The following is a 22,907-nucleotide window of genomic DNA, read 5'->3' as shown; positions in this document are numbered from 1 at the left end:
CCCTCTACGTGTCCGCGCAGCGACGAGCAGGCTGATGGGGCCCGCCGCACAGGCCTGCTCGGGGATCGTCATTGCCCATTCCTGCAATTGACATAGGCCTCACCCGCAAACATGTTTGCGGGCCGGTAAGCGAAGTTCGTTATACCCGATACTGAGAATTCGGGCAAACCGCTGTGGCGCAACGAATCCCGCCTATCACAAGCGTTTTGGCAGGGCCTGCCCGCCGCCCCGCAAATCTGTACACCATTGCGGCAGCAGCGTCGTTGTGAAACCGTGATGTCAGAGCGTGTTTCAGACGCTGCGCGGGGAGAACCAAAGGGAACCAGTGGGGCATGAAACGCATTCTTCGCTCCGCCGCAACAACATTGGTGGTGGGAGCCGGTCTCGGCTCGCTGGTTTGGGGGCGGCCGCCGTCGCCGAGGCCCAACCAGTGCCCGCACCCTTCCCGGATTACCACTCGTGTCCCGGACAGTGGTGGGATCCAGGTTGGGGGAACAACCGGGACCACGGCCGCTGCCACGACGACCACTGGTACGACGGCGACCCCCGCGACCACGGTCACTGGCACGGCTACTAGGTCGTACGCGGGCTTTGCCCCACGCTCGTGGGATTGATCCCGATCGACCCTGCCCATCACGGCCACATCTATGGCGTGATGACGATCCGCTGGTTGGTGGTGGTGGTGTCTCTCCATGCGTTTTCCACCTCGGCAAGCGGCACTGCGCGGGCATCGATATCAAAAGTTCCGCTTATGATTTCGTCGATAATCGTGGGCACTTCGGCCACGATGTCGCTAGTTGGGACTGATCCCTGTCCGCTTCCGACGATCTGCAACCGCACGGCACGCAGCGCTGCGGAAGGAATGTCGGCCGAGGGGCCGGCAACAGAGCCGATTTCGATCCAGGTAAGAGGTTTTCCCGGGTCGGATCGGCTACCGGCAATGCCGGCCATTACGTCGGCCGTGATTGGGCCCCACAGGTAGTCGACGACGACGTCGACATCTCGTGCTGCCTGAGCGAGATCACTTACCGCAGCGGCGTTGTCGAGTTGAACTGTGCTGTCGGCTCCTAGGCCGGTGAGGACCGAGAGCCGCCGAGCGTGTCGTCCGGCGCCGATGATGTGACTGGCTGCTAGGCGCTTCGCGACCTGCACGGCCATCCGACCTGAGCTTCCGGTGGCGCCGAGAACTAGCACCGTTTGGCCCGGCTCGAAGTCGATGCGCCGGCGAAGAGCGATCCAAGATGACATCACGGGGTTCACTCCTGCGGCCACCACGACGGGGTCGGCGTCGTCGGGCAGTGCGACGCTGCGGCGTTGGTCGATAACGGTCTGCTCGGCCATCGCTCCCATGGTGATGTCAGGTAGGACAAAGTAGCGCAGAGCGCCGTCGGGGGCGCGTCCCACTCCGTCGATGCCCGGCACCAGTGGCAGTTCACCGGAACTCGCGTAATGCGAGCCGTCCGCCTGGGACCGCACTCGCGGATGCAGGCAGGAGGCGATGACGTCGACCAGAATCGCGTCGGATGTCTGCGGGGTGGGGCACGGAAACTCGCGATAGGCCGGAGGCCTGTCGAATGAGGTAACGACTGCCGCGTACACGGCGATCCTCCTAAAACTAGATGGTAATACGAATTAAAATATATGGTAATACGAACTAAATCAAGCTATAGTTGTTTCATGGATACGGTCGATGAGCTCAGAGGCGGTCTGGTCCAGGTGTCTTTCACAGTCATTGCGGCGCTGAGCCGCGTTGCCGCCGAACACGACCTGTCCCTGACCCAGCTGCGTGTGCTCGGAACCTTGCGCGACCGCGAGCCGACGATGGCTGAATTGGCAACCTATCTCGGGCTTGAACGCTCAACCGTCAGCGGCCTGATTGACCGCGCTGTCGATCGTGGACTGGTTCAGAAGACCCCCCATCCCGTCGACCGCCGATCGGTGCGGGTCAGCCTCACTACCGAGGCGAAACGGCTGGCAACACGGATCATCGCCGAGATGGGAGAGCTCATGGAACCCTTGACAGGTCGACTCTCGGCCGGTGAACAACAACGACTTGCTGGACTGCTGGCAAAGGCTCTCGACTATTGATCGGCCCCGGCGCAAGGACTTCGCAACCGGCGGTCGGAGTCTGAATCTGCCTCCACCGCAACGCCGCTCGTCATGCGACCGAATTGGCATCAGCGGTACCCTCACCGCTATGGCTGATCGACCGGCCCGGGTAAGCGACGTGCATGAGATCGCCGCTTCGATGCCGCACGTCAAGCGCCTGGCGGGCCCTAAGGGCAACGCGATTTATCAGGTGGGCGGAAAATCGTTCGTATTCTTCCGCACTCCGCAACCCGACGCGACCGATCCGGAGACCGGCGAACGCTACGCCGACGTGATCATGCTCTGGGTGGAGTCGGAGAGCGACAAGCTGGCGCTCATCCAGGATCCCGCGTCGCCGTTTTTCACCACAAGCCATTTCGACGGGCATCTCTCGGTACTGGTGCGGGCTAGCCGACTGTCAGAAATCACGACGACGGAATTGGCCGAGCTGATTCAGGACGCGTGGCTGTCACGCGCGTCGAAGAAGCGGGCCGAAGCGTGGCTCGCCGAATATACCTAGCGCGCCTGGCCCTGTTGGTTACGGAGTTAAGCGGCCATAATCAATCGCAGCGATGTTTAGACATGAGTGCAACGGGTAAAGCTAGGCCCACGGGAATCCTTCTCGAACACAATGGAGGTCACCATGCGTGGTCGCGGAGTTATCGGCGCGATTGTCCTGGTGTGGCTGCTCATCGGAGTCTTCGCGGCGTACCAGCGCGACTACTTCAAGGGTGGGTCAACAAGTTGTGTCACAGCGGGAAACATCGCGCTGACAGTAATCGCGGGGCCCTTGAACTACGCGGGAGTCAACCCGAAAGTCAAGGATTGCCATCTACCGCAGCCCAGTTCAATGCCCAGTGGCCTAGAAGTGGCTTAGGGCCCTCACGTAAAGGAAGCTGTCATGATCGTCTTAGGTGCAGTCTTACTCATTCTCGGATATTTGTTCCACATTCCGTTGTTGTGGACGATCGGAATCGTCTTGCTCGTCATTGGCGCGGTGCTGTGGATTATGGGCTCGGTGGGCCGCCCCGTCGCCGGCCGGCGGTACTGGTATTAGGCATCGGCCCAAACAACGGATCGCGTGGCTGTTCAGCAGGCCGCGCGATCCGTTTCACAGCACACGCATAGGAAGGGCATAGCGTCAGCCCAGTCAGGTGCGGATACTGGAAACTGTGACGCAGTCCCGAGCCTCGGTAGAGCGGGTTGTCATGTGCCGTGCCGACGGCAACCCGATCAATGTACTGGTTGTGGACGACGAGCCTGTCCTCGCCGAAATGGTGTCAATGGCACTGCGGTACGAGGGATGGAATATCGCCACCGCCGCAGATGGGTCGTCGGCGGTTGCGTCGGCCCGCGCTCAGCGGCCCGACGTGGTGGTTCTCGACGTGATGCTGCCCGATATGAGCGGGCTCGATGTCCTGCACAAACTTCGCGAAGACAACCCGCAGCTGCCGGTGCTGCTGCTGACGGCTAAAGACTCGGTGGAAGACCGCATCGCCGGCCTGACCGCTGGTGGCGACGACTACGTCACCAAGCCGTTCAGCATCGAAGAGGTGGTGCTGCGGTTGCGGGCACTGTTGCGCCGCACCGGAGTGACGACGGTCGATAGCGGGGCGCAGCTGGTGGTCGGGGACCTGGTGCTCGACGAGGACAGTCACGAGGTGAGGCGTGCCGGCGAGCCGATCTCGTTGACCTCCACCGAGTTCGAGCTGCTTCGGTTCATGATGCGCAACTCCAAACGGGTGCTGAGTAAGGCCCAGATCCTGGACCGGGTATGGAGCTATGACTTCGGCGGCCGGTCCAACATCGTCGAGCTCTATATTTCCTACCTGCGCAAGAAGATTGACAACGGTCGCGACCCGATGATCCACACACTGCGCGGCGCGGGCTATGTCCTCAAGCCGGCCCGCTAGCACGCGGCGGGCCTGGTCACTTCGGCTACGGCTGCTGGTCGGGCAGATCGTCGTTCTCGCAGTCGTGTGCGTCGGAATCACCGCGGCGACCGAACTGGCGCTGCTCCACCATCTCGTGGCGCAGCTCGACGGGCAGCTCGCCGGGGCCTCCTACCGCTCGGCACTGATGTACCCCGAACCTAAGCGTCCGGGCTGGCGGCACGAATCGCACTTCTATCCGAGGCCGGGCCCCGGTCCGCGGTTCCTCGACGCGCCGGGCCAGCCGGCGGGCATGGTGGCCGCGGTGATCAACCACGGCAAGACGGTCGACGCCGGCTACCTGACCAGTGCCGGTTCTCGGGCCGCGTTGACCCCCACCGCTCAAACCCAACTCGAACAGATCGCCGACAGCCGCACGCCGGTGACCCTCAACCTCGATGGCCTGGGTCGCTATCGCGTCGTTGCCGCCCCGAGTCGGAGCGGGGGCGACGTCATCGTTACCGGTATGTCGATGTCCAACGTCGACGCCACGATGATCCGGATGCTGATCATCCTCGGGATCGTCACGGTGATCGCGCTGGTTGCCGCGACCACCGCCGGCGTCGTCATCATCAGGCGGGCGCTGGCGCCGCTGCGCCGCGTCGCACAAACCGCAAGCGAAGTCGTCGAACTACCGTTGGACCGCGGCGAGGTCGAACTGCCGGTGCGGGTGGCCGAGTCGGACGCGAATCCGTTCACCGAGGTGGGCCAGCTCGGGTCGGCACTGAACCGGATGCTCGACCACATCGCGGCCGCATTGTCGGCGCGGCAGGCCAGTGAGACCCGGGTTCGCCAATTCGTCGCCGACGCCAGTCACGAACTGCGTACGCCGCTCGCCGCGATCCGCGGCTACACCGAACTCGCCCAACGCATGGGTGACGACCGCGAGGCGGTGGCGCACGCGATGAGCCGGGTGGCATCCGAAACGGAGCGCATAACGCGCCTCGTCGAGGACCTGCTGCTGCTGGCCCGCCTGGACTCCGGCCGGCCACTGGAGCGTGAACCGGTGGATCTGTCGAGGCTGGCGGTTGACGCAGTCAGCGACGCACACGTCGCCGGGCCGGATCACCAGTGGGAGCTTGATCTACCCGAGGAGCCCGTGGTCATCACCGGTGATGCGGCCCGGTTGCATCAGGTGCTGACCAACTTGCTCGCCAACGCGCGTGTCCACACCGGCTCCGGCACCGCCGTGACAACGCGATTGAACACTGAGCCCGCGCACGCCGTGCTACGGGTCATCGACAACGGCCCCGGCATTCCGGCAGCGCTTCAATCCGAGGTATTCGAGCGGTTTGCCCGCGGCGATTCCTCGCGCTCCCGTAAAGGCGGCAGCACCGGGCTGGGTCTGGCGATCGCCTCCGCGGTCGTCAAGGCGCACCACGGAACGATCACGTTGAACAGCTCACCCGGCCATACGGAGTTCACGGTGCGGTTGCCACTGAACGGGTGGCACCCGCCCGCTTTAACTCTCTAGGTCACCGAGCTGAGGCCGGACTGCCCGGTTCCTCCCCGCGCGGCTGAGCGGCGCGCATCGTCACCGCGCTAGGAGCAGGTCACGTCGATTTCAAACGGCTTGTTCACCGGTTGCATCGGGTTGGCCATGTCAACACCGGTGGCGGTGCCGGTGATCTTGTAGCTGTTGCCGTCCTTGGTCGCCGAGGCATTGCCCTGACCGCCCGCCGCGTAACCGAGGCTCACGCCATTGACGTTGCCGAGCGCCACCGACTTCACCTGGGGCGGGTTGGCGTCGCTGAGCACCACACCAATCCCGGTGGCGGCCCCACCGATTGCGAGGTTGACGGTGCCGGCCGTGGTGGTGCAAACAGTGGTGCCCTGAACGTTTTGGTCCTTACCGTCGATGATGACCTTCGACGCGTTGGCACCGCTTGGGGCGGCTACCGAGACGGACCCTCCCGTCGAAGAAGTCCCGCCACCGCTCGAAGTCGACTTGTTGCTGGAACAGCCGGAAACACCTGCGGCCAGAATTGCCGCCCCAGCTGCCGCGACCATCAGTCCACGCTTCACCTGTTCTCCTTTGCCCGATCGTTGCGGTCCTCGGCGTTGAGGGCCGTCCCGGAAGTATGCGGGTTTGCGGGACCGAAGATCCAGGGTCCGAGAAAATTATTTTCTTGTTCATTGGCCACTCGACAACATGGCCGTTCCGGGGGCGGCGCATTGATGGCAATGTATTGCCGGTGGACCACAAACCGCCAACCGCCGTCATCGAGTCGGCACACCGCGAAAACGCTCTGCCACTTCATGACACGACGGAGTTCGACGACGCCGATCGCGGATTCATCGCGGCCCTGTCCCCATGTGTCATCAAGGCGGCCGACGGCCGCGTGGTCTGGGACAACGACGCTTACTCGTTCCTCGGCGGGCCCGCGCCGACGTCGGTGCACCCCAGCCTATGGCGGCAATCGACCCTCGCCGCCAAACAAGGTCTCTACGAAGTGGTACCGGGCATCTATCAGGTCCGTGGTCTCGACATCTCGAACGTCACCCTCGTCGAAGGCGACACCGGCATCATCGTCATCGATCCGTTGGTATCCACCGAGGTAGCCGCCGCGGCGCTGGATTTGTATCGCACTCATCGGGGTGGTGACCGCCCCGTCGTCGCGGTGATCTACACACACAGCCACGTCGACCACTTCGGCGGCGTACTGGGCGTCACCTCCCAGGCGGACGTGGATGCCGGGGCGGTGGCCGTGCTGGCGCCGGAGGGTTTCGTCGAGCATGCGGTGCAGGAGAATGTCTACGCCGGCCCGGCAATGACACGCAGGGCGACTTACATGTACGGCACCCTGCTGCCACGCGGACCCCTGGACCAGGTGGGCTGCGGACTCGGCCAGGCCCCATCCACCGGCGAGGTGGCCGTCATCGTCCCAACCATCGACATCCGCAGGACCGGAGAGAAGCACACCATCGGCGGCGTGGAGATCGAGTTCCAGATGGCGCCCGGCACCGAGGCGCCCGCCGAAATGCACTTTTACTTCCCGCGCTACCGCGCGCTGTGCATGGCCGAGAACGCCACCCATAACCTCCATAACCTGCTGACCCTGCGCGGCGCGCTGGTGCGTGACCCGCATGCCTGGTCGGGCTACCTGACCGAGGCGATTGACACCTTCGCCGACCGCGCCGACGTGGTGTTCGCTTCCCACCACTGGCCAACCTGGGGACGGGAGAGCATCGTCGAGTTCTTGTCGCTGCAGCGCGACTTGTACGCGTACCTGCACGACCAGACACTGCGCCTGCTCAACCGCGGCTATACCGGCGTGGAAATCGCAGAAATGTTCCAGATGCCGCCCGCGCTGGAACGGGCCTGGCATACCCACGGGTATTACGGGTCGGTCAGCCACAACGTGAAGGCGGTTTACCAGCGCTACATGGGTTGGTTCGACGGCAACCCGGCCCGGTTGTGGCCCCATCCCCCAGAGGCCCTCGCCCCGCGTTACGTGGACGCAATGGGCGGGATCGATCGCGTCGTCGAACTTGCCAAGGAGGCATTCGAATCCGGTGACTTCCGTTGGGCGGCTACGATTCTCGATCATGCGATCTTCGCTGATAGCGACCATGCGGCGGCGCGTGCACTGTACGCCGATACGCTCGAGCAGCTTGCCTACGGCGCCGAAAACGCGACGTGGCGCAACTTCTTCATGAGTGGGGCAACCGAATTGCGTCACGGCAACTTCGGCACCGCCGTCACGGCGACCTCAATGTCGATGCTCAACCAGCTGACACCGGAGCAGATCTTCGACAGCTTCGCACTGAGGGTCGATGGACCGCGCAGCTGGGACCTCAACATCGCGATCGACATTTCGTTCGCCGATCTGGCCGCCAATTACCGGCTCGCCCTGCGTAACGGGGTGCTGGTTTATCGCAAGGTGGCTGCCGACTCCGCGACGGCAAACGTTACGGTCAAGCTGGACAGCAAGTCTCGGCTGCTGGCAGTGGCAATGGGCGATTTCACCTCACCCGGACTGGAAATAGCGGGCGACCAGACCGCACTCCAAGCTTTCTTGGGCGTGCTCGACCAATCGGACCAGAATTTCGACATAGTCACGCCGTGAGGTCCGGACCGCTTTACTCGACGTCGATTACCGCCTTGCCCAGGACTTTGCGCTCGGCCACATGCCGCAGTGCCGCCGCGGTTTCGGACAAGGGGAATCGCGCGCCGATATAGGGACGAACGGTGCCGTCGGCGAACATCTCCTCCAACTCTTGCACGTCGCGGATGGCCTCATCGGGATGATCACTCATGAAGGTGCGGATCTCCATGCCGCGCACGCAGATATCTTTGAGCAGAACGAGATTGAGCGGAATAGCCGGGATAGTTCCCGCGGCGTAGCCCAGGGTGATGAAGGTTCCGCCGCGCGCGAGTCCGCGCAGTGCCGGCTCCGAATACGATCCGCCGACAGGGTCGAGGACCACCCGGGCGGCGTCGCCGGTCAGTTCGCGGATACGGGTCTTCAGGTCTTCCCGGTCGTAGTCCACGGTGGCCTCGGCGCCACGCTGCCGGCACAGCTCGAGTTTCTCCGGACTTGATGCGGCAGCCAGCACCCGGGCTTTCATGGCCACCGCGAGATCGACGGCGGCCAGCCCCACGCCGCCCGCAGCACCCAGCACCACGACCCATTCCGCTTCTGCCACTTGGGCAACCGAGCGCAAGGCATGATAGGCGGTGCGGTAGGTCACACCGAATGCCGCGGCCGACGCGAAGTCAGCGTCGTCGGGCATGAGTATCGCCGAGCCCGCATCGAGCAGTGCCTGCTCGGCAAACGCGCCAAAGGTGGTTCCGGATACCCGCTGGCCCGGACGAAACGGAGCGCCCTCGCCCGCGGCGATCACTTCGCCGGCGATTTCGTTACCCGGTATGAACGGTGGCGGGATTTTGACCTGGTATTTGCCGGCGATGAACAGCACGTCGGGGAAGTTGACCGCGGCGGCGCGCACCCGTACCAGCAGCTGACCGGGGCCCGGAATTGGATCGGCGACATCCTCGATCACCAGATCCTCCGGTGTGCCGTAGGAACGGCAGACAACGGCGCGCATCAACTGACCCCCAATCCGCGTAAGCAGAACCGCACCACGTGTGCGATGTCGTCGGGGCCGGGCCGGTCCGCCGAACCCATATATCGCCGCATGGTGGCTGCGGTGCAGCAGAACACCGCCTGGACGTCGCGATCGACATCGTCACTTGCCAGCGCCGTAACCGGCTCGATCAGCAGGTCCCGCAACGGTCGCATCATTTCCTGATCGGCCGATCGCCAGTTGGCGACCGCCGACATCTGCCCGGCCGCGGCGCGGCTCATGCTGATCAGGTGCGGATCGGCGACCTGTGCCAGCGTGCCCTCGATCCAGCGGGCGACCTTGTCTTCCGGCTTGGACTCCTTGGCCATCTGGTGCTGAAGGTAGGACACGACGATGGCCACCCCGCGCTCCATGACCGCCAAGATGAGATCGTCCTTGCCGGCGAAATACCGATAGAACGCCTTGTTCGACGAGCCGGCTTCCGAGACGATGTCGCTGACCCGAGGCGGCTCGGGCGCGGCCCGCTCCATCACCCGCACCGCAGCGGCCAGTATGCGTTCCACCTCCTCGGTGGCTTCGCGCTGGCGGTCGTCGAGTGCCCGCTCGACCGCCGCGGCGACTCTGTCGTTCACGGCGAATCGGCAAGCGCCGGAATCCGGTCGACGAGGTCGCCGTACTTGGCACGGGCCGCCTCCCGCCGGACGTCCAGCAATTCGCTGGGCCAATCCGCCTCTTCGGCTTCGTAGCCCTTGAGAAGCATCCGCGCCAGATTGACCTTGTGTGCTTCGGTGGGCCCGTCGGCCAGACCGAGCGCGATGCCACCCAGCAGTACGTTGACCAGTGGCAGCTGATCCGTGAGCCCGAGCGCGCCGTGTACCTGGATTGCCCGCAGCGCAATCGATTTGAGTACCTGTGACGCGAGGATCTTGCAGGTCGCGATCTCGGCGCGGGCGGCGTGCTCGTCGCCGGTGTCGATCAGCCAGGCGGCGTGCAGCACGGTCAGCCGGAACGGTATCAACTCGGTATAAGAGTCGGCGATGAACTCCTGCACCAACTGCTTATCGGCCAGCGAGCTGCCTTGTGTAAAACGGCTTTTCGCGCGCCGAGACATCATGTCGACAGCGCGCTGCGCCATCCCGATCGACCGCATCGCATGATGCAGCCGCCCGCCGGCCAGCCGGGTCTGCAGAATCAGGAAGCCCTGTCCGGGTTCACCAAGCAAAGCATCCGAAGGCACCCGCACCCCGTCGTAGCGCACCAGGGAATGCCCCGGTTCGTGGGGGTCTGCGCCGACGAGATGATGGGTGGCTTCGAGGTTCAGGCCCGGCGTTCCGGCCGGAACGAGGAACGTTGAGGCGCCGCGATGGACGGGCACCTCGGGATCGGTGATCGCCACAACGATGAAGAAGGAGGCGACCGATGCGTTGGAGGAGAAGTACTTTCGCCCGGTGATCACCCAGTCGTCCCCGTCGCGGACGGCTCGGGTGGTGAAGACCCGCGGATCGGCGCCGCCTTGGGGCTCCGTCATCGAGAAGCAGGAGAAGATCTCACCGGACAGCAGTCCGGCCAGATAGCTGTCCTTCTGATCCTGGGTTCCGAAGCGGGCGATGATCTCCGCATTGCCCGTGTCAGGCGCCTGTGTTCCGAACACGATCGGCGCCCACGGGCTGCGGCCCAGGATCTCGTTGATCAACGTCAGCTTGACCGCGCCGAAACCCTGCCCGCCCAGTTCGGGCCCCAAATGTGGCGCCCATAAGCCGTTGTCGCGAACTTGCTGCTTGAGTGGATCGACTATCCGGCGGCGTTCGTCATTGAGCGGCAGGAACTCGCAACCTGGGAACAGCACCTCGAGGGGTTCCACCTCCTCGCGCACGAACTCGCGGATCCAGTCCAGCTTCTTCTCGAACTCAGGCTCGGTGGAGAAGTCCCATGTCATCGAATGCTCCTGTCTTTCTGAGCCGTTTAGGGAATGCCACCGTCGGCGCGCACGATCGAACCGGTGGTGAAACTGGAGGCATCGGATGCAAGAAACAGGGCGGCACCAACGATTTCCGGCGGGTCACCGGCGCGTTGCAACGAGAGGTGCCCGAACGGGTTATGCGTCGCCTTGTCGAGGTTCCATGCTTTGCTGATATCGGTTAGGAACGGTCCCGCCATCAACGTGTTGACTCGCACGGTCGGTCCGAACGCCCGCGCCAGTCCCTCGGTCATCGCGTTGAGTCCGGCCTTGGCCGCGGCGTAGGGAATGATGTCGCCGCCGGGACGCAGCGACCCGGTGGAACTGACGTTGATGATGGACCCGCGGCCGGCCGCGACCATCCGCTCGCCGACCAATGCCGATAATCTGAAGGGCCCCTTGAGATTCAGATTGACCACTGCGTCGAACAGCTTTTCGCTGACGTCGGTCAGCTTGTCGTATAGCGGTGACATGCCCGCGTTGTTGATCAACGTGTCGACCTTGCCGAACCGGCCATACGTCGCCTCGACCAATCCGTCGAGCTGATCCCAGCGTCCGACGTGCACCTGATAGGGCATAGCCGAGCGGCCGGTCTCGGCCTCGATCGCCTTGGCGGTGGTCACGCAGGTGTCTATGTTGCGACTGGCGATCACCACGTCGGCGCCGCAGCGCGCGACGGCAAACGCCATTTCACGCCCCAGTCCGCGGCTGCTGCCGGTGATCAGCACGACCCGGTCGGTGAGGTCGAAAACCCGCTCCGCATAAGCCATTTCAGCAGCCCCCAGTCGGCCTGTCAGAAGGCAAAGCCCGGGCCAGCTCGGCTGCTGTGGCGATCAGCTGCGGGATCATCGAGGCGAAAGCATCCTTGATCTTTGGGTCCACTTTGCCGGTCCTTACCCCGGCCGCATACGTCTTCTCCAGCACGATCCCGAGTTTCCAGTTGGCGAGCACCAGGTAGTAATCGATGTTCTCGGTGGAAAGCCCGCTCACGCTCTCATAGTGCTGCAGTAACTCGCTGCGAGTAGGCATGCCGCGCATGTCCAGATAGAACCCGTCGGTGCGGGGATTTTCGGCGTCGTAGCCCAGCAGCGCCCAGGCCAGATCCAGCAACGGGTCGCCGACCGTCGTCATTTCCCAGTCCACGATCGCGGCCAATCGCGCCGGCGTTCCCTGCGCGAACATCACATTGGCGAACTGGTAGTCGCCGTGCATGATGCCGGGCTTGTATTGCGCGGGCCGGTTGTGGCGCAGCCAGTCGGCGGCTTCGTCCAGGCCGGGAAGTTCGCGCACCTTGTAGGCGTCGAGAAACTTCAGCCAGCGATCGACCTGCCGTTCGTGGAACCCGTCGGGGCGGCCGAAGCCCTCCAGGCCCTGGGCGCGCCAATCAACCCGGCCGAGCTTGGCGGCGCCCTCGACCAGTTGGAACGCCAGCCCGCGGCGGGCCTGCAAGTCGGTGTCAAATGGCGCTTGCCACCCGCCGTCCATCGGGCTCCAGCCGTCGATTGCCTGCATCACGTAGAACGGCATGCCCAGCACGGTGCCGGATTCGTCGGCGGCGATCAGCGCCGCGTGGGGGACATCGGTCCCGGACAGCGCCCGCACCAGGCGGATCTCCCGCAGCAGGCCATCGATGCGAGCCGCGTCGGCACGTGCGCCCGGCATCCGGAGCACCATCCTTGCCCGCGCCTCCGACGAGCCCCGCTCGATCAGATACAGGGTGTTCTGCGAACCGCCCTTCAGCTGTTGCAGCACCGGTTCTTCGCCGCTGCCCGGTGCGCCGTTTGCATCCAGCCAACGGCCCAGAGCGCCCGGATCCAGTTGGGTCTCGCCAGCAGTCTTCATTGTCCGCACACCCCACTCTCCGTACAGAGAATAGCATTCTCTGCTCGTTTGGGAAGGTGCCGTACCCACATGCGAGGCTTGGCGGTGCTAGCCGAAGGATCTACCAGGCGACAGGACAAAACATGCAAGTGCTTTTGGTCCGGCATGCGCTGCCGCTGCGCAGTGAACACGGCGACGGCTCCGATCCAGACCTGTCCGACGAAGGGTTGGCGCAGGTCGAAAGGCTGCCCGAGGCACTCGCCAGGTTTCCCATCTCCCGGGTGGTGAGCAGCCCGCAACGGCGCGCCATTCAGACCGCCGAACCGGTCGCGGCGGTGCGCGAGCTGATTGTCGAGATCGACGATCGATTCGCCGAATACGACCGTGACCTTCCGCTGTACATCCCCGTCGAGCAGATACGTCAGGAGAACCCGCAGGAATGGGAGCGGTTGGCTCAAGGGCGTCTGCCGAGTGCGGTCGACGAGGACGCATTTCGCGCCCGCGTCCGCGCGGCGGTCGACGACCTGGTCGCCGCCGCCGATCCCGAGGACACGGTGGCGGTATTCAGCCACGGCGGAGTGATCAACGTGCTGCTGCACGAGATTCTGGGCACGGCCCGGCTGTTGTCTTTCCCCGTCGACTATGCGTCGGTGACCCGGCTGTTGTTCTCGCGGTCCGGTCAGGCGACGGTGGCGACGGTCAACGCGGTCGAGCACGTGTGGGACCTGCTGCCCCGAAACCAGCGCCTGCTCGACGACGATGCAGGCCGTGGAACGGCCTGAGAAGGAGTCGGGCAATCGGTGGTGGTAGCCAAGCCGGGCGATCAGCGATGGTAAACAAGTGCGGTGACTACGGCTGACCAACTCGAGGGGCTCGACCTGGCCTCGCTGGACCGGTATCTGCGTTCGCTCGGCATCGGACGCGACGGCGAGTTACGGGCCGACTTCATCTCCGGTGGCCGCTCGAATCTGACGTTCCGCGTCTACGACGACGCGACGAGCTGGCTGGTGCGGCGTCCGCCGCTGCACGGGCTGACACCGTCGGCGCACGATATGGCCCGTGAGTACAAGGTGGTTGCCGCGCTGCAGGACACACCGGTTCCGGTGGCGCGCGCGATCGCGCTGTGCGAGGACGACTCGGTGTTAGGCGCGCCGTTCCAGATCGTCGAATTCGTTGCCGGACAAGTGGTGCGCCGGCGCGCCCAACTGGAAGCGCTCAGTCACACCGTTATCGACGGCTGCGTCGACTCGTTGATCCGAGTACTGGTCGATCTGCACAACGTCGACCCGAACGCGGTGGGGCTGGCCGATTTTGGCAAACCCACCGGCTACCTGGAGCGCCAGGTGCGCCGATGGGGCTCGCAATGGGAGCTGGTGCGGCTGCCCGAAGACCACCGCGACGCCGATGTTGAGCGATTGCATTCCGGCCTGCGCCAATCCATTCCGCAGCAGAGTCGCACCTCGATCGTGCACGGTGACTACCGTATCGACAACACCATCCTGGACGCCGATGATCCGACCCTGGTTCGCGCCGTCGTCGACTGGGAGCTCTCGACGCTGGGGGATCCGCTCAGCGATGCGGCACTGATGTGCGTGTACCGCGACCCGGCGCTGGACCTGATCGTCAATGCGCAAGCCGCCTGGACGTCGCCCCTGTTGCCGACGGCCGACGAGCTGGCGGACCGGTACTCACTGGTTTCCGGGTTGCCGCTGGCGCACTGGGAGTTCTACATGGCGCTGGCCTACTTCAAGCTCGCGATCATCGCCGCCGGCATCGATTTCCGCAGGCGGATGTCGGAGCAGGCGCACGGGAAGGGCGACACTTCGGACCACCAGCCCGAGGTCGTGGCGCCGTTGATCTCCCGCGGACTGGCCGAGCTCGCCAAGCTGCCCGGTTAGGCCTTCTTGGCGGCAGCTGCCGCGTGTTTCTTCGCCGTGCGGCGCAGCTGCATGATCCGTGCGGAGCCGACCACCACGGTGAGCAGCCCGCCCACCACAGCCGCCAGCAAAATCGCCACGCCCAGCGGCAGGCTCCAGTGCCAGGCGAAGAAAGTGAATGGCGCTGACGCGGTGTTTTGGGTGATGAAGATCAACAACACGATCAGGATCAGGAAGCCGACGAACAACGCCGACCACAGTGCGCCGGCGCGAGTAAACTCGACGGCCGGTTCCTTCTGCGTCTTACCGTCAGGGGGAGCTGCGGGTTGCTGACTGGACGAGGCAGGGTCGTTGCTGCTCATAGTGCCATCTTTATCTTTTTCCGCACAGAATGAAACCAAACCACGCCGGAAACCTGGCAGTATGTGCGCGGCGGCGGCAGCACCTCGTCATTTCTGACATTACTGTCGGCGGTATGAGGATGCTGCCGCGCATGCGTCGCGCGACCGTCCACGCGGCAGTGTGGCTGGCGGCGGTATGCCTGATTGCGGCCTGCAGCAACTCCGATCCGCTTGGTGCGGAGACCCGCAGCCCGAAATCCATCGTGGTCGGTTCCGGTGACTTTCCGGAATCGGAGATTGTGGCCGAAATCTATGCACAAACGTTGCAGGCCAACGGCTTCGAAATCGGGCGGCGGATGGGGATCGGCAGCCGGGAGACTTACATCCCTGCGCTCAAGGATCATTCAATCGATTTGGTGCCGGAGTACATCGGTAACCTGCTGTTGTACTTTGCGCCCGACGCCACGGCGACCATGCTCGATGCCGTCGAGCTGGAGCTCTATAAGAAATTGCCCGGCGACCTGTCGATTCTGACTCCGTCGCCGGCTTCCGACACCGATACGGTCACCGTCACCGGCGGGACCGCCACCGCGTGGAACCTGAAAACAATCGCCGACTTGGCGGCAGACTCGCCTGACGTGCGATTCGGAGCCCCCTCGGCGTTTGAGACTCGCCCGTCCGGTCTCCCTGGGCTGCGGCAGAAGTATTCTCTCGACATCCGCCCGGGCAATTTCGTCGCCATCAACGACGGCGGCGGTTCGGTGACCGTGCGCGCTTTGCTGGAGGGAAGGGTGACGGCCGCCAACGTCTTCAGCACCTCACCGGCCATCCCGCAAAATCACTTGGTGGTGCTCGAGGACCCACAGCACAACTTCCTGGCCGGCAACATTGAGCCGCTGGTGAATTCGCAAAAGAAATCGGACCGGCTCAAAGACGTGCTGGACGCGGTGTCGGCCAAGCTGACCACCTCCGGCGTGGCCGGGCTCAATGCCGCGGTGTCAGGCAACTCCGGCATCGATCCCGATCTGGCAGCGCGAAACTGGGTGCGCGACAACGGCTTCAACCACACAATCGGTCAATGATGTTCGGCCAGGCCGCGGCAGGCGGAGAAAAACGTTGATCGTCTTCGACGAAGTCAGCAAGGTATTCGCCGACGGGACCACCGCCGTCGACCGGCTGAGCCTGGTGGTGCCCAACGGCAGGTTAACCGTCTTCGTCGGTTCGTCGGGCAGCGGCAAGACCACAGCGCTGCGGATGATCAATCGCATGATCGAGCCGACCTCCGGCACCATAACCGTGGACGGCGCAGACGTTGCGGACGTCAACCCCGTACGCCTGCGCCTCGGAATCGGCTACGTCATCCAGCATGCGGGACTGATGCCTCATCAACGGGTGATCGACAACGTCGCAACGGTCCCGGTATTGAAGGGGCAATCGCGGCGGGCCGCCCGCATCGCCGCCTACGAGGTGCTTGAACGCGTCGGGCTGGACGCCAAGATCGCCACCCGCTACCCCGCGCAGCTTTCCGGCGGCGAACAACAACGGGTCGGCGTGGCACGCGCATTGGCCGCCGATCCACCCATCTTGCTTATGGACGAGCCATTTTCCGCCGTCGACCCGGTGGTTCGTCACGAGCTGCAGAACGAAATACTGCGCCTGCAAAGCGAATTGCACAAAACGATCCTCTTCGTCACGCACGACATCGACGAGGCGCTGAGACTCGGCGAACGGATAGCGGTGTTCAAGGACGGCTCGCTCCAGCAGTACGACGAACCCGCCCAGCTGCTCTCGCGACCGGCCAATGAATTCGTGGCGAGGTTCATCGGTCTCGGCCGCGGTTATCGATGGTTGCAGCTAATGGACGCGGCCGGGTTGCCACTGCACGACGTCGAGCGGATCGCGGCGGACGGCCTCTCCGACACCGGCCCTCCGGATGGCTGGGCGGTGGTGGTAGACGACGCGGGGGCGCCGATGGGCTGGATCGACGCCGAGGGCCTGGGCCGGTACCGCGCGGGCGCGTCGTTGTCCGACAGCACGAGCGGCATCGGCTCGCTGTTCCGTCCCGGCGGGAATCTCAGCCAGGCGCTCGATGCGGCGTTGTCGGCACCGGTGGGGGTGGGTGTCGCCGTTGACGACGGGGGCAAGGTCATCGGCGGCGTCCTGGCCGCCGACGTGCTGGCCGCGGTGGAAGCCCGACGGCGGGCCTGAACGGAATCCGCGGATGCACTACCTGCTCACCCACCTCGACGACGCCTGGGCGCTGACCGTGGTCCACCTGCGGCTGTCGTTGGTGCCGGTGCTGATCGGATTGGCGATCGCGGTGCCGCTGGCCGTGTTGGTGCAGCGCGCGCCGATTCCCCGGCGGCTGACGACGGCGACCGCCAGCGTCGTGTTCACCATCCCGTCGCTGGCGCTGTTCGTCGTCTTGCCGATGATCATCGGAACCCGGATCCTCGACGAGGCCAACGTCATCGTCGCGCTGACGGCCTACACGGCCGCGCTGCTGGTGCGGGCGGTGCTCGAGGCGCTGGACGCGATGCCGGCCCAGGTGCGCGACGCCGCCACCGCGGTTGGTTACCCGCCGATCAAACGGATGCTGAAAGTCGAACTGCCGCTATCTATCCCGGTACTGGTCGCCGGGCTGCGCGTGGTCGTGGTGACCAATATCGCGATGGTCTCGGTGGGCTCCGTGATCGGCATCGGCGGCCTGGGCACCTGGTTCACCCAGGGATACCAGACCGACAAGAGCGATCAGATCCTCGGCGGCATCATCGCGCTGTTCGTGCTGTCGATCGTCATTGACGTGCTGATCGTGCTTGCCGGCCGGCTGGCCACGCCGTGGGCACACGCCGCGCGCACCGCCCGCCGACGGTCGGTGGTGGCTCCGGTAGTGGGCGGCGCCCGATGAACTTCGTGCAACAGGCGGTCTCCTACCTGTTGACCGCCGACAACTGGACCGGTCCGGTCGGGCTGGCGGCGCGCGTCTTGGAGCATCTGGAATACACGGCCATCGCGGTGGGCGCGTCGGCGCTGATTGCCGTCCCGGTCGGGCTGATCATCGGGCACACGGGTCGCGGCACGCTGCTAGTGGTGGGCGCGGTCAATGGGCTGCGCTCACTGCCGACGCTGGGCGTGCTGCTGCTGGGCGTGCTGCTGTTCGGGCTAGGCGGGGGACCGCCGCTGGTGGCCCTGATGCTGCTCGGCGTCCCGTCAGTGCTGGCCGGCACCTATGCGGGCATCGCCAATGTCGAGCCGACGGTGGTCGATGCCGCCCGTGCGATGGGCATGACGGAGGCCCAGGTGCTGCTGCGCGTCGAGGTACCCAATGCGCTGCCGTTGATCCTGGGCGGGCTGCGCAACGCGACGCTGCAGGTGGTCGCCACCGCAACGGTGGCCGCCTACGCCAGCCTCGGCGGATTGGGCCGATACCTGATCGACGGGATCAAAGAACGCGAATTCCAACTGGCGCTGGTCGGCGCGCTGATGGTGGCCGCGTTGGCGCTGATCCTCGACGGCCTCCTGGCGTTGGTGGTGTGGGTGTCGGTGCCGGGCACCGGCCGATTACGCAAGGCAGTTGGTCGGCAGAACAACGTGACGTCGACCGCACTTGGGGACAAACCCGCCACGGTTGGTGGACACGTCTTACCGTAGAGGTGTGAACGCAGCCAACTCTGATTCGACCCGGCGCGTGCGGCAGGCGATGTTGACTTGGCGCGCACAGGATGTGTCCCGTATGGAATCGGTACGAGTCCAGTTGTCCGGCAAGCGGATCAGGGCTAATGGGCGCATCGTTGCCGCGGCCACCGCAACCAACCCGGCGTTCGGGGCCTACTACGACCTGCAGACCGACGAGACCGGCGCCACCAAGCGCCTCGGGCTGACCGTCACGTTGGCCGAGCGGGAACGCGTGATCTCCATCGCCCGCGACGAGGAAAACATGTGGTTGGTGACCGACCACCAGGGCGAGCGGCGCGCGGGATACAACGGCGCTCTCGACGTCGACGTGGTGTTCAGCCCGTTCTTCAATGCGCTGCCGATCCGCCGCCTCGGGCTACACGAACGGGTGGATTCGGTCGCGTTGCCGATGGTCTATGTGAACGTGCCCCATATGTCCGTTACCGCGGCCACCGTGAGTTACACCAGCGAGGGACGCCTCGACGGAATCAAGTTGCGCTCCCCTGTCGCCGACACCACCGTGAGCGTCGACGAAGAGGGGTTCATTGTGGACTACCCAAGCTTGGCAGAGCGGATCTGATCACCCCGCCGGCCCGGCCCGCGGCGGCCAATTTCCCGCGCCAATTCTCCTCGCCGATGACGACGGCGAAGATGTCGGAGCGCGGGAAGCTGTCGTAACGCGTTCGCGCGGCGTGGCCCGACTCGACGAGGTCGGCCACCGAATTGTGGCCGGCCAGCGACTCGCGGGCACGGCTGAGCAACTCGATGACCCGGTCGACCGCCGGCAACAGCTGGCCGGAGTTGGCTTCGCACATCGCCCGCACCAGGTCCGGCGCGGTGCCTGCCACCCGGGTGGCGTCGCGGAAAGACCCCGCGGCCAGCCCGAAGGCCAGCGGGACTTCTCCGGCGATGACGGCCAGCGCCTCGGCGAGCAGGTGCGGCAGATGTGAGATGGCGGCCGCTGCCGCGTCGTGTTCGTCGGACCTGGCCGGTATCACCAGGGCACCGCAGTCCAGCGCGAACGTCATCACCATCGACCACACCAAGGGGTCCACATGGTCGTCCACGCTGACCACCCAGGGGGCCCTGGCGAACAAGCCGGCGTAGCCGGCGGCCCAACCCGAGTGCGCCGTACCCGTCATCGGGTGGCCGCCGACGAAGCGTTCCAGCAGGCCGGCGGCGGCGACCTCGTCGAGGACTGCGCCCTTGACGCTGGTGACGTCAGTCAGCGGGCAGTTGGGGGCCAATTCGCGTATGTGGGCCAGCATGCTTTCCAATGCCGGCATCGGAACGGCCAGCACAATCAACGCGCCCGTGCGGGCGGCCCGGGTCAGCGTGTGGGTGAGATCGGTAGTGGCATCGAAACCGTCGGCGAGGGCTGCTCGCGCACCCTCCACCGACCGGTTGTAGCCGAACACTTCGCGGCCGACCGCTTTGGTGGCCCGCATTATCGAACCGCCGATCAGTCCCAGCCCCAGTACACACACGGGTGTCCTAGCCACAGTGCGAGCCACAGTCCAAGGTTGGCACAGTTGGGCGGGTGGCAGGGCTTCCAGGTCCCCCGCTCCTCGTGCGGTCGTCGCGCCTCCATCTGGTCAGGGGGCCTGGTCAGCGACTAGCGTAGGCGCCCATGGGAGCACAGCGGGCGTCTGCGCAGGGCCCGTCCGCGGACATACCCGACGGCTTCGGCGTTGCGGTCGTTCGCGAAGAGGGCCAATGGCGTTGTTCTGCGATGAGCCCCAAGTCGCTGACGAGTCTGGCGACCGCCGAGACGGAGCTGCGTGAACTGCGCAGCTCGGGCGCGGTCTTTGGACTTCTCGACGTCGACGACGAATTCTTCGTCATTTTGCGCCCGGGACCGTCCGGGACTCGGCTGCTGCTCTCGGACGCCACGGCCGCGCTGGATTACGACATCGCCGCCGAAGTATTGGACAACCTGGACGCCGACATCGATCCCGAGGACCTCGAGGACTCGGAGCCCTTCGAGGAAGGCGACCTGGGGTTGCTGTCGGATATCGGGCTGCCGGAGGCGGTTTTGGGCGTCATCCTCGACGAGTCCGACCTCTACGCCGACGAGCAATTGGGTCGCATTGCCCGGGAGATGGGCTTCGCCGACGAGCTGTCGGCGGTGATCGACCGTCTCGGTCGGTGACCACTGACGAAGATCTGATCCGTACCGCACTGTCGGTCGCCGCGACGGCGGGCCCCCGCGACGTGCCGATCGGCGCGGTGATCATCGGGGCCGACGGGACGGAGCTGGCCCGGGCCGTGAACGCCCGTGAGGCCCTTGGTGATCCGACCGCGCACGCCGAAATTCTCGCGATGCGGGTGGCGGCGACCGTGCTGGGCGACGGGTGGCGGCTGGAGGGGACCACGCTTGCCGTAACCGTTGAACCATGCACCATGTGCGCGGGTGCGGTGGTGCTGGCTCGCATCGCGCGGCTGGTGTTCGGCGCCTGGGAGCCGAAAACGGGGGCGGTCGGGTCGCTGTGGGACGTGGTGCGTGATCGCCGGCTCAACCATCGCCCGGCGGTGCGCGGCGGTGTGCTTGCAAAAGAGTGCGCCGCGCCACTGGAGGCCTTCTTCGCCCGTCAGCGATTGGGGTGACGGGTAGCCGGTTCGGTAAGCTGCTCGGCGGTGGCGTGTCCGAGCGGCCTAAGGAGCACGCCTCGAAAGCGTGTGACGGCTAACACCGTCCGAGGGTTCAAATCCCTCCGCCACCGCCACACACCTCCGCCACCGCCAAAGCTAAAGCGAGAAATCGCTGGTAAAGCCTATCTCTCGGGGCCGGGGACGCGGATAATCTAGGTATGTCCGAGCGCCCGCGGACTTCGGCACTGGTCGCCAGGCTGGCGGGGTATTGCCTGTTGGCCGGGGTGGTGGCGGCGGCTTTGATGTTTCCAGTCGCGGGCGGTATCGGGCTGTCGTTCAACCGCGCCTCCGACGTTGTCGCCAGCGGCACCGCACAAGTCCTCGAAGGCGACGTCCCGCAGGTCTCGACGATGCTCGATGCCGCGGGAAACCCGATCGCCTGGTTGTATTCCCAACGGCGGTTCGAGGTCCCCAGCGACCAGATCGCCGACACCATGAAGCTGGCCATCGTGTCGATCGAGGACAAGCGGTTCGCTGAGCACAATGGAGTGGACTGGCCCGGCACGCTGACCGGCCTGGCAGGCTACCTGTCGGGCAACCTCGGCACCCGCGGCGGATCGACCATCGAACAGCAGTACGTCAAGAACTACCAGTTGCTGGTGACCGCGCAGACCGACGCCGAGCGGCGGGCCGCTGTGGAGACCACACCGGCGCGCAAACTGCGCGAGATCCGGATGGCGCTCATACTCGACAAGACCTTCTCCAAAGCGGAGATCCTCACCCGCTACCTCAACTTGGTGTCGTTCGGCAACGGCGCGTTCGGTGTGCAGGATGCCGCTCAGACCTACTTCGGCGTCAACGCTTCGCAGCTGAACTGGCAGCAGTCCGCGCTGCTGGCCGGCATGCTCAAGTCGACGAGTGCGCTCGACCCCTACACCAACCCGGACGGGGCGCTGCAGCGGCGAAACGTGGTGCTGGACACGATGATCGACAATCTCCCCCAGTACACCGGCGAGTTGGATGCCGCCAAGGCCCAGCCATTGGGCGTGCTACCCAATCCGAATGAGCTGCCGGGTGGCTGCATCGCCGCCGGCGATCGTGGCTTCTTTTGTGACTATGTGCTGGACTACCTCGCGCGGGCCGGCATCAGCAGGGAGCAGGTTGCCCGCGGCGGTTATCTGATCCGTACGACGCTGGACCCGAATTTGCAGACGTCGGTCAAGCATGCCATCGACAAGCTCGCCAGCCCGACGCTCGACGGCATCGCCAGCGTGATGAGCGTGATCAAGCCAGGCAAGGACGCGCATCGGGTGATGGCGATGGCCAGCAACCGCACCTATGGCCTCAACAGCGACGCGCGCGAAACGGTGCAGCCGCAGCCGTTTTCGCTCGTCGGAGACGGGGCGGGCTCCATTTTCAAGATCTTCACCACAGCGGCGGCGTTGGACATGGGCATGGGTATCAACGCTCAGCTGCAGGTGCCGGGCTTCTTTCAAGCCAAAGGCTTGGGCAGCAGCGATAAACCCGGCTGTCCCAAGGAAACCTGGTGCGTGGCAAACGCGGGCCGCTACCGCGGTTCGATGAACGTTACCGA

Annotated in this window: 24 protein-coding genes, 1 tRNA gene and 2 pseudogenes; 18 read left to right on the top strand and 9 right to left on the bottom strand. The window is 65.0% G+C overall.

Annotated elements, in window-relative coordinates; all coding sequences use genetic code 11:
* Window positions 1–645: 645 nt before the first annotated feature.
* The gene (locus tag ACLP4W_RS06955; protein WP_442385412.1) at window positions 646–1,599 is read right to left on the bottom strand and encodes a quinone oxidoreductase family protein; all 954 of its coding nucleotides are present in this window, start codon (window positions 1,597–1,599) and stop codon (window positions 646–648) included.
* Between the two features lie 78 nt (window positions 1,600–1,677).
* On the opposite strand from ACLP4W_RS06955, the gene ACLP4W_RS06950 reads away from it, so the two are divergent.
* The 6 genes from ACLP4W_RS06950 (at window position 1,678) to ACLP4W_RS06925 (ending at window position 5,493) form a co-directional block, all read left to right on the top strand.
* Window positions 1,678–2,088, top strand: a complete 411-nt coding sequence (locus ACLP4W_RS06950; RefSeq protein WP_442385411.1) for a MarR family winged helix-turn-helix transcriptional regulator — start codon at window positions 1,678–1,680, stop codon at window positions 2,086–2,088.
* Between the two features lie 109 nt (window positions 2,089–2,197).
* A complete protein-coding gene (locus ACLP4W_RS06945; RefSeq protein WP_442385410.1) occupies window positions 2,198–2,608 on the top strand; it encodes an MmcQ/YjbR family DNA-binding protein in 411 nt (136 codons plus the stop codon).
* A gap of 111 nt (window positions 2,609–2,719) precedes the next feature.
* Entirely contained in the window at window positions 2,720–2,965 is a 246-nt protein-coding gene (locus ACLP4W_RS06940; RefSeq protein WP_442385409.1) for a hypothetical protein, read from the top strand.
* Window positions 2,966–2,989: 24 nt separating this feature from the next.
* The gene (locus tag ACLP4W_RS06935) at window positions 2,990–3,145 is read left to right on the top strand and encodes a hypothetical protein (protein WP_442385408.1); all 156 of its coding nucleotides are present in this window, start codon (window positions 2,990–2,992) and stop codon (window positions 3,143–3,145) included.
* 151 nt (window positions 3,146–3,296) lie between these two features.
* A complete protein-coding gene (locus ACLP4W_RS06930; protein ID WP_442385414.1) occupies window positions 3,297–4,001 on the top strand; it encodes a response regulator transcription factor in 705 nt (234 codons plus the stop codon).
* Window positions 3,979–5,493, top strand: a complete 1,515-nt coding sequence (locus ACLP4W_RS06925; RefSeq protein ID WP_442385407.1) for a sensor histidine kinase — start codon at window positions 3,979–3,981, stop codon at window positions 5,491–5,493. Before ACLP4W_RS06930 ends, ACLP4W_RS06925 begins: the two co-directional genes overlap by 23 nt.
* A 68-nt stretch (window positions 5,494–5,561) precedes the next feature.
* Here ACLP4W_RS06925 and ACLP4W_RS06920 read toward each other — a convergent pair whose 3' ends face one another.
* Window positions 5,562–6,044 carry a lipoprotein LpqH gene (locus tag ACLP4W_RS06920; RefSeq protein ID WP_442385406.1) on the bottom strand — a complete coding sequence of 161 codons (483 nt, stop codon included), beginning with the start codon at window positions 6,042–6,044 and terminating at the stop codon, window positions 5,562–5,564.
* Between the two features lie 164 nt (window positions 6,045–6,208).
* Here ACLP4W_RS06920 and ACLP4W_RS06915 point away from each other — a divergent pair, with 164 nt between their 5' ends.
* Entirely contained in the window at window positions 6,209–8,089 is a 1,881-nt protein-coding gene (locus tag ACLP4W_RS06915) for an alkyl/aryl-sulfatase (RefSeq protein WP_442385405.1), read from the top strand.
* Between the two features lie 13 nt (window positions 8,090–8,102).
* On the opposite strand, the gene ACLP4W_RS06910 is transcribed toward ACLP4W_RS06915, so the two are convergent.
* The 5 genes from ACLP4W_RS06910 to ACLP4W_RS06890 are packed head-to-tail and all read right to left on the bottom strand — an operon-like array spanning window position 8,103 to window position 12,849.
* Window positions 8,103–9,071, bottom strand: coding sequence for an NADPH:quinone oxidoreductase family protein (locus ACLP4W_RS06910; protein WP_442385404.1), 969 nt, complete (start codon window positions 9,069–9,071; stop codon window positions 8,103–8,105).
* Window positions 9,071–9,682: a TetR/AcrR family transcriptional regulator gene (locus ACLP4W_RS06905; protein WP_442385403.1), complete on the bottom strand. Its 612-nt coding sequence runs from the start codon at window positions 9,680–9,682 to the stop codon at window positions 9,071–9,073. Before ACLP4W_RS06905 ends, ACLP4W_RS06910 begins: the two co-directional genes overlap by 1 nt.
* Complete coding sequence (locus ACLP4W_RS06900) at window positions 9,679–10,986, bottom strand: acyl-CoA dehydrogenase family protein (RefSeq protein ID WP_442385402.1); 1,308 nt, start codon at window positions 10,984–10,986, stop codon at window positions 9,679–9,681. Before ACLP4W_RS06900 ends, ACLP4W_RS06905 begins: the two co-directional genes overlap by 4 nt.
* A gap of 26 nt (window positions 10,987–11,012) precedes the next feature.
* Window positions 11,013–11,777, bottom strand: a complete 765-nt coding sequence (locus tag ACLP4W_RS06895; protein WP_442385401.1) for an SDR family NAD(P)-dependent oxidoreductase — start codon at window positions 11,775–11,777, stop codon at window positions 11,013–11,015.
* A gap of 1 nt (window position 11,778) precedes the next feature.
* The gene (locus ACLP4W_RS06890) at window positions 11,779–12,849 is read right to left on the bottom strand and encodes a phosphotransferase family protein (RefSeq protein WP_442385400.1); all 1,071 of its coding nucleotides are present in this window, start codon (window positions 12,847–12,849) and stop codon (window positions 11,779–11,781) included.
* A 122-nt stretch (window positions 12,850–12,971) separates the two neighbouring features.
* On the opposite strand from ACLP4W_RS06890, the gene ACLP4W_RS06885 reads away from it, so the two are divergent.
* Complete coding sequence (locus ACLP4W_RS06885; RefSeq protein ID WP_442385399.1) at window positions 12,972–13,610, top strand: histidine phosphatase family protein; 639 nt, start codon at window positions 12,972–12,974, stop codon at window positions 13,608–13,610.
* Window positions 13,611–13,673: 63 nt separating this feature from the next.
* The gene (locus ACLP4W_RS06880) at window positions 13,674–14,726 is read left to right on the top strand and encodes a phosphotransferase family protein (protein WP_442385398.1); all 1,053 of its coding nucleotides are present in this window, start codon (window positions 13,674–13,676) and stop codon (window positions 14,724–14,726) included.
* On the opposite strand, the gene ACLP4W_RS06875 is transcribed toward ACLP4W_RS06880, so the two are convergent.
* Window positions 14,723–15,067: a lipopolysaccharide assembly protein LapA domain-containing protein gene (locus tag ACLP4W_RS06875; protein ID WP_442385397.1), complete on the bottom strand. Its 345-nt coding sequence runs from the start codon at window positions 15,065–15,067 to the stop codon at window positions 14,723–14,725. The genes ACLP4W_RS06880 and ACLP4W_RS06875 overlap by 4 nt on opposite strands.
* 113 nt (window positions 15,068–15,180) lie before the next feature.
* Between ACLP4W_RS06875 and ACLP4W_RS06870 the strand changes: the two genes are divergently transcribed.
* From ACLP4W_RS06870 to ACLP4W_RS06850, 5 genes and pseudogenes are all read left to right on the top strand, one after another.
* Window positions 15,181–16,128: an ABC transporter substrate-binding protein gene (locus ACLP4W_RS06870; protein WP_442385396.1), complete on the top strand. Its 948-nt coding sequence runs from the start codon at window positions 15,181–15,183 to the stop codon at window positions 16,126–16,128.
* Window positions 16,129–16,162: 34 nt separating this feature from the next.
* Window positions 16,163–17,310, top strand: a pseudogene (locus tag ACLP4W_RS06865) (ABC transporter ATP-binding protein).
* Window positions 17,268–17,954 (top strand): ABC transporter permease, encoded by a 687-nt coding sequence (locus ACLP4W_RS06860; protein WP_442385395.1) that lies wholly within the window; start codon window positions 17,268–17,270, stop codon window positions 17,952–17,954. The pseudogene ACLP4W_RS06865 and the gene ACLP4W_RS06860 overlap by 43 nt, the downstream one beginning before the upstream one ends.
* Window positions 17,951–18,697: an ABC transporter permease gene (locus ACLP4W_RS06855; RefSeq protein ID WP_442385394.1), complete on the top strand. Its 747-nt coding sequence runs from the start codon at window positions 17,951–17,953 to the stop codon at window positions 18,695–18,697. Before ACLP4W_RS06860 ends, ACLP4W_RS06855 begins: the two co-directional genes overlap by 4 nt.
* Before the next feature lie 4 nt (window positions 18,698–18,701).
* Window positions 18,702–19,301 carry a putative glycolipid-binding domain-containing protein gene (locus ACLP4W_RS06850; protein ID WP_442385393.1) on the top strand — a complete coding sequence of 200 codons (600 nt, stop codon included), beginning with the start codon at window positions 18,702–18,704 and terminating at the stop codon, window positions 19,299–19,301.
* On the opposite strand, the gene ACLP4W_RS06845 is transcribed toward ACLP4W_RS06850, so the two are convergent.
* On the bottom strand, window positions 19,264–20,208 hold the full coding sequence (locus ACLP4W_RS06845; protein WP_442385413.1) for a prephenate dehydrogenase: 945 nt from the start codon (window positions 20,206–20,208) through the stop codon (window positions 19,264–19,266). The genes ACLP4W_RS06850 and ACLP4W_RS06845 overlap by 38 nt on opposite strands.
* A 143-nt stretch (window positions 20,209–20,351) precedes the next feature.
* Here ACLP4W_RS06845 and ACLP4W_RS06840 point away from each other — a divergent pair, with 143 nt between their 5' ends.
* The 4 genes and pseudogenes from ACLP4W_RS06840 to ponA2 form a co-directional block, all read left to right on the top strand.
* Entirely contained in the window at window positions 20,352–20,873 is a 522-nt protein-coding gene (locus tag ACLP4W_RS06840; RefSeq protein WP_442385392.1) for a tRNA adenosine deaminase-associated protein, read from the top strand.
* The gene (locus ACLP4W_RS06835; RefSeq protein ID WP_442385390.1) at window positions 20,870–21,328 is read left to right on the top strand and encodes a nucleoside deaminase; all 459 of its coding nucleotides are present in this window, start codon (window positions 20,870–20,872) and stop codon (window positions 21,326–21,328) included. The genes ACLP4W_RS06840 and ACLP4W_RS06835 overlap by 4 nt, the downstream gene beginning before the upstream one ends.
* Window positions 21,329–21,357: 29 nt before the next feature.
* Window positions 21,358–21,447: transfer RNA gene (locus ACLP4W_RS06830), tRNA-Ser, on the top strand.
* 84 nt (window positions 21,448–21,531) lie between these two features.
* Window positions 21,532–22,907 (top strand): annotated as a pseudogene (gene ponA2, locus ACLP4W_RS06825) (transglycosylase/D,D-transpeptidase PonA2); the annotation flags it as partial.

The sequence above is a fragment of the Mycobacterium sp. genome, assembly GCF_052145595.1.
Classification (GTDB): domain Bacteria; phylum Actinomycetota; class Actinomycetes; order Mycobacteriales; family Mycobacteriaceae; genus Mycobacterium.
Note: the sequence above shows the minus strand (reverse complement) of the source record. Positions and strands in the feature narration are given on the sequence as shown.

What these genes read in the sequence shown, in the direction of transcription:
- ACLP4W_RS06950 (WP_442385411.1), top strand. Translation starts at nt 1,678, where the DNA reads ATGGATACGGTCGATGAGCTCAGAGGCGGTCTGGTCCAGGTGTCTTTC.
- ACLP4W_RS06945 (WP_442385410.1), top strand. Translation starts at nt 2,198, where the DNA reads ATGGCTGATCGACCGGCCCGGGTAAGCGACGTGCATGAGATCGCCGCT.
- ACLP4W_RS06940 (WP_442385409.1), top strand. Translation starts at nt 2,720, where the DNA reads ATGGAGGTCACCATGCGTGGTCGCGGAGTTATCGGCGCGATTGTCCTG.
- ACLP4W_RS06935 (WP_442385408.1), top strand. Translation starts at nt 2,990, where the DNA reads ATGATCGTCTTAGGTGCAGTCTTACTCATTCTCGGATATTTGTTCCAC.
- ACLP4W_RS06930 (WP_442385414.1), top strand. Translation starts at nt 3,297, where the DNA reads ATGTGCCGTGCCGACGGCAACCCGATCAATGTACTGGTTGTGGACGAC.
- ACLP4W_RS06925 (WP_442385407.1), top strand. Translation starts at nt 3,979, where the DNA reads ATGTCCTCAAGCCGGCCCGCTAGCACGCGGCGGGCCTGGTCACTTCGG.
- ACLP4W_RS06910 (WP_442385404.1), bottom strand. Translation starts at nt 9,071, where the DNA reads ATGCGCGCCGTTGTCTGCCGTTCCTACGGCACACCGGAGGATCTGGTG.
- ACLP4W_RS06900 (WP_442385402.1), bottom strand. Translation starts at nt 10,986, where the DNA reads ATGACATGGGACTTCTCCACCGAGCCTGAGTTCGAGAAGAAGCTGGAC.
- ACLP4W_RS06895 (WP_442385401.1), bottom strand. Translation starts at nt 11,777, where the DNA reads ATGGCTTATGCGGAGCGGGTTTTCGACCTCACCGACCGGGTCGTGCTG.
- ACLP4W_RS06890 (WP_442385400.1), bottom strand. Translation starts at nt 12,849, where the DNA reads ATGAAGACTGCTGGCGAGACCCAACTGGATCCGGGCGCTCTGGGCCGT.
- ACLP4W_RS06885 (WP_442385399.1), top strand. Translation starts at nt 12,972, where the DNA reads ATGCAAGTGCTTTTGGTCCGGCATGCGCTGCCGCTGCGCAGTGAACAC.
- ACLP4W_RS06875 (WP_442385397.1), bottom strand. Translation starts at nt 15,067, where the DNA reads ATGAGCAGCAACGACCCTGCCTCGTCCAGTCAGCAACCCGCAGCTCCC.
- ACLP4W_RS06870 (WP_442385396.1), top strand. Translation starts at nt 15,181, where the DNA reads ATGAGGATGCTGCCGCGCATGCGTCGCGCGACCGTCCACGCGGCAGTG.
- ACLP4W_RS06860 (WP_442385395.1), top strand. Translation starts at nt 17,268, where the DNA reads ATGCACTACCTGCTCACCCACCTCGACGACGCCTGGGCGCTGACCGTG.
- ACLP4W_RS06855 (WP_442385394.1), top strand. Translation starts at nt 17,951, where the DNA reads ATGAACTTCGTGCAACAGGCGGTCTCCTACCTGTTGACCGCCGACAAC.
- ACLP4W_RS06840 (WP_442385392.1), top strand. Translation starts at nt 20,352, where the DNA reads ATGGGAGCACAGCGGGCGTCTGCGCAGGGCCCGTCCGCGGACATACCC.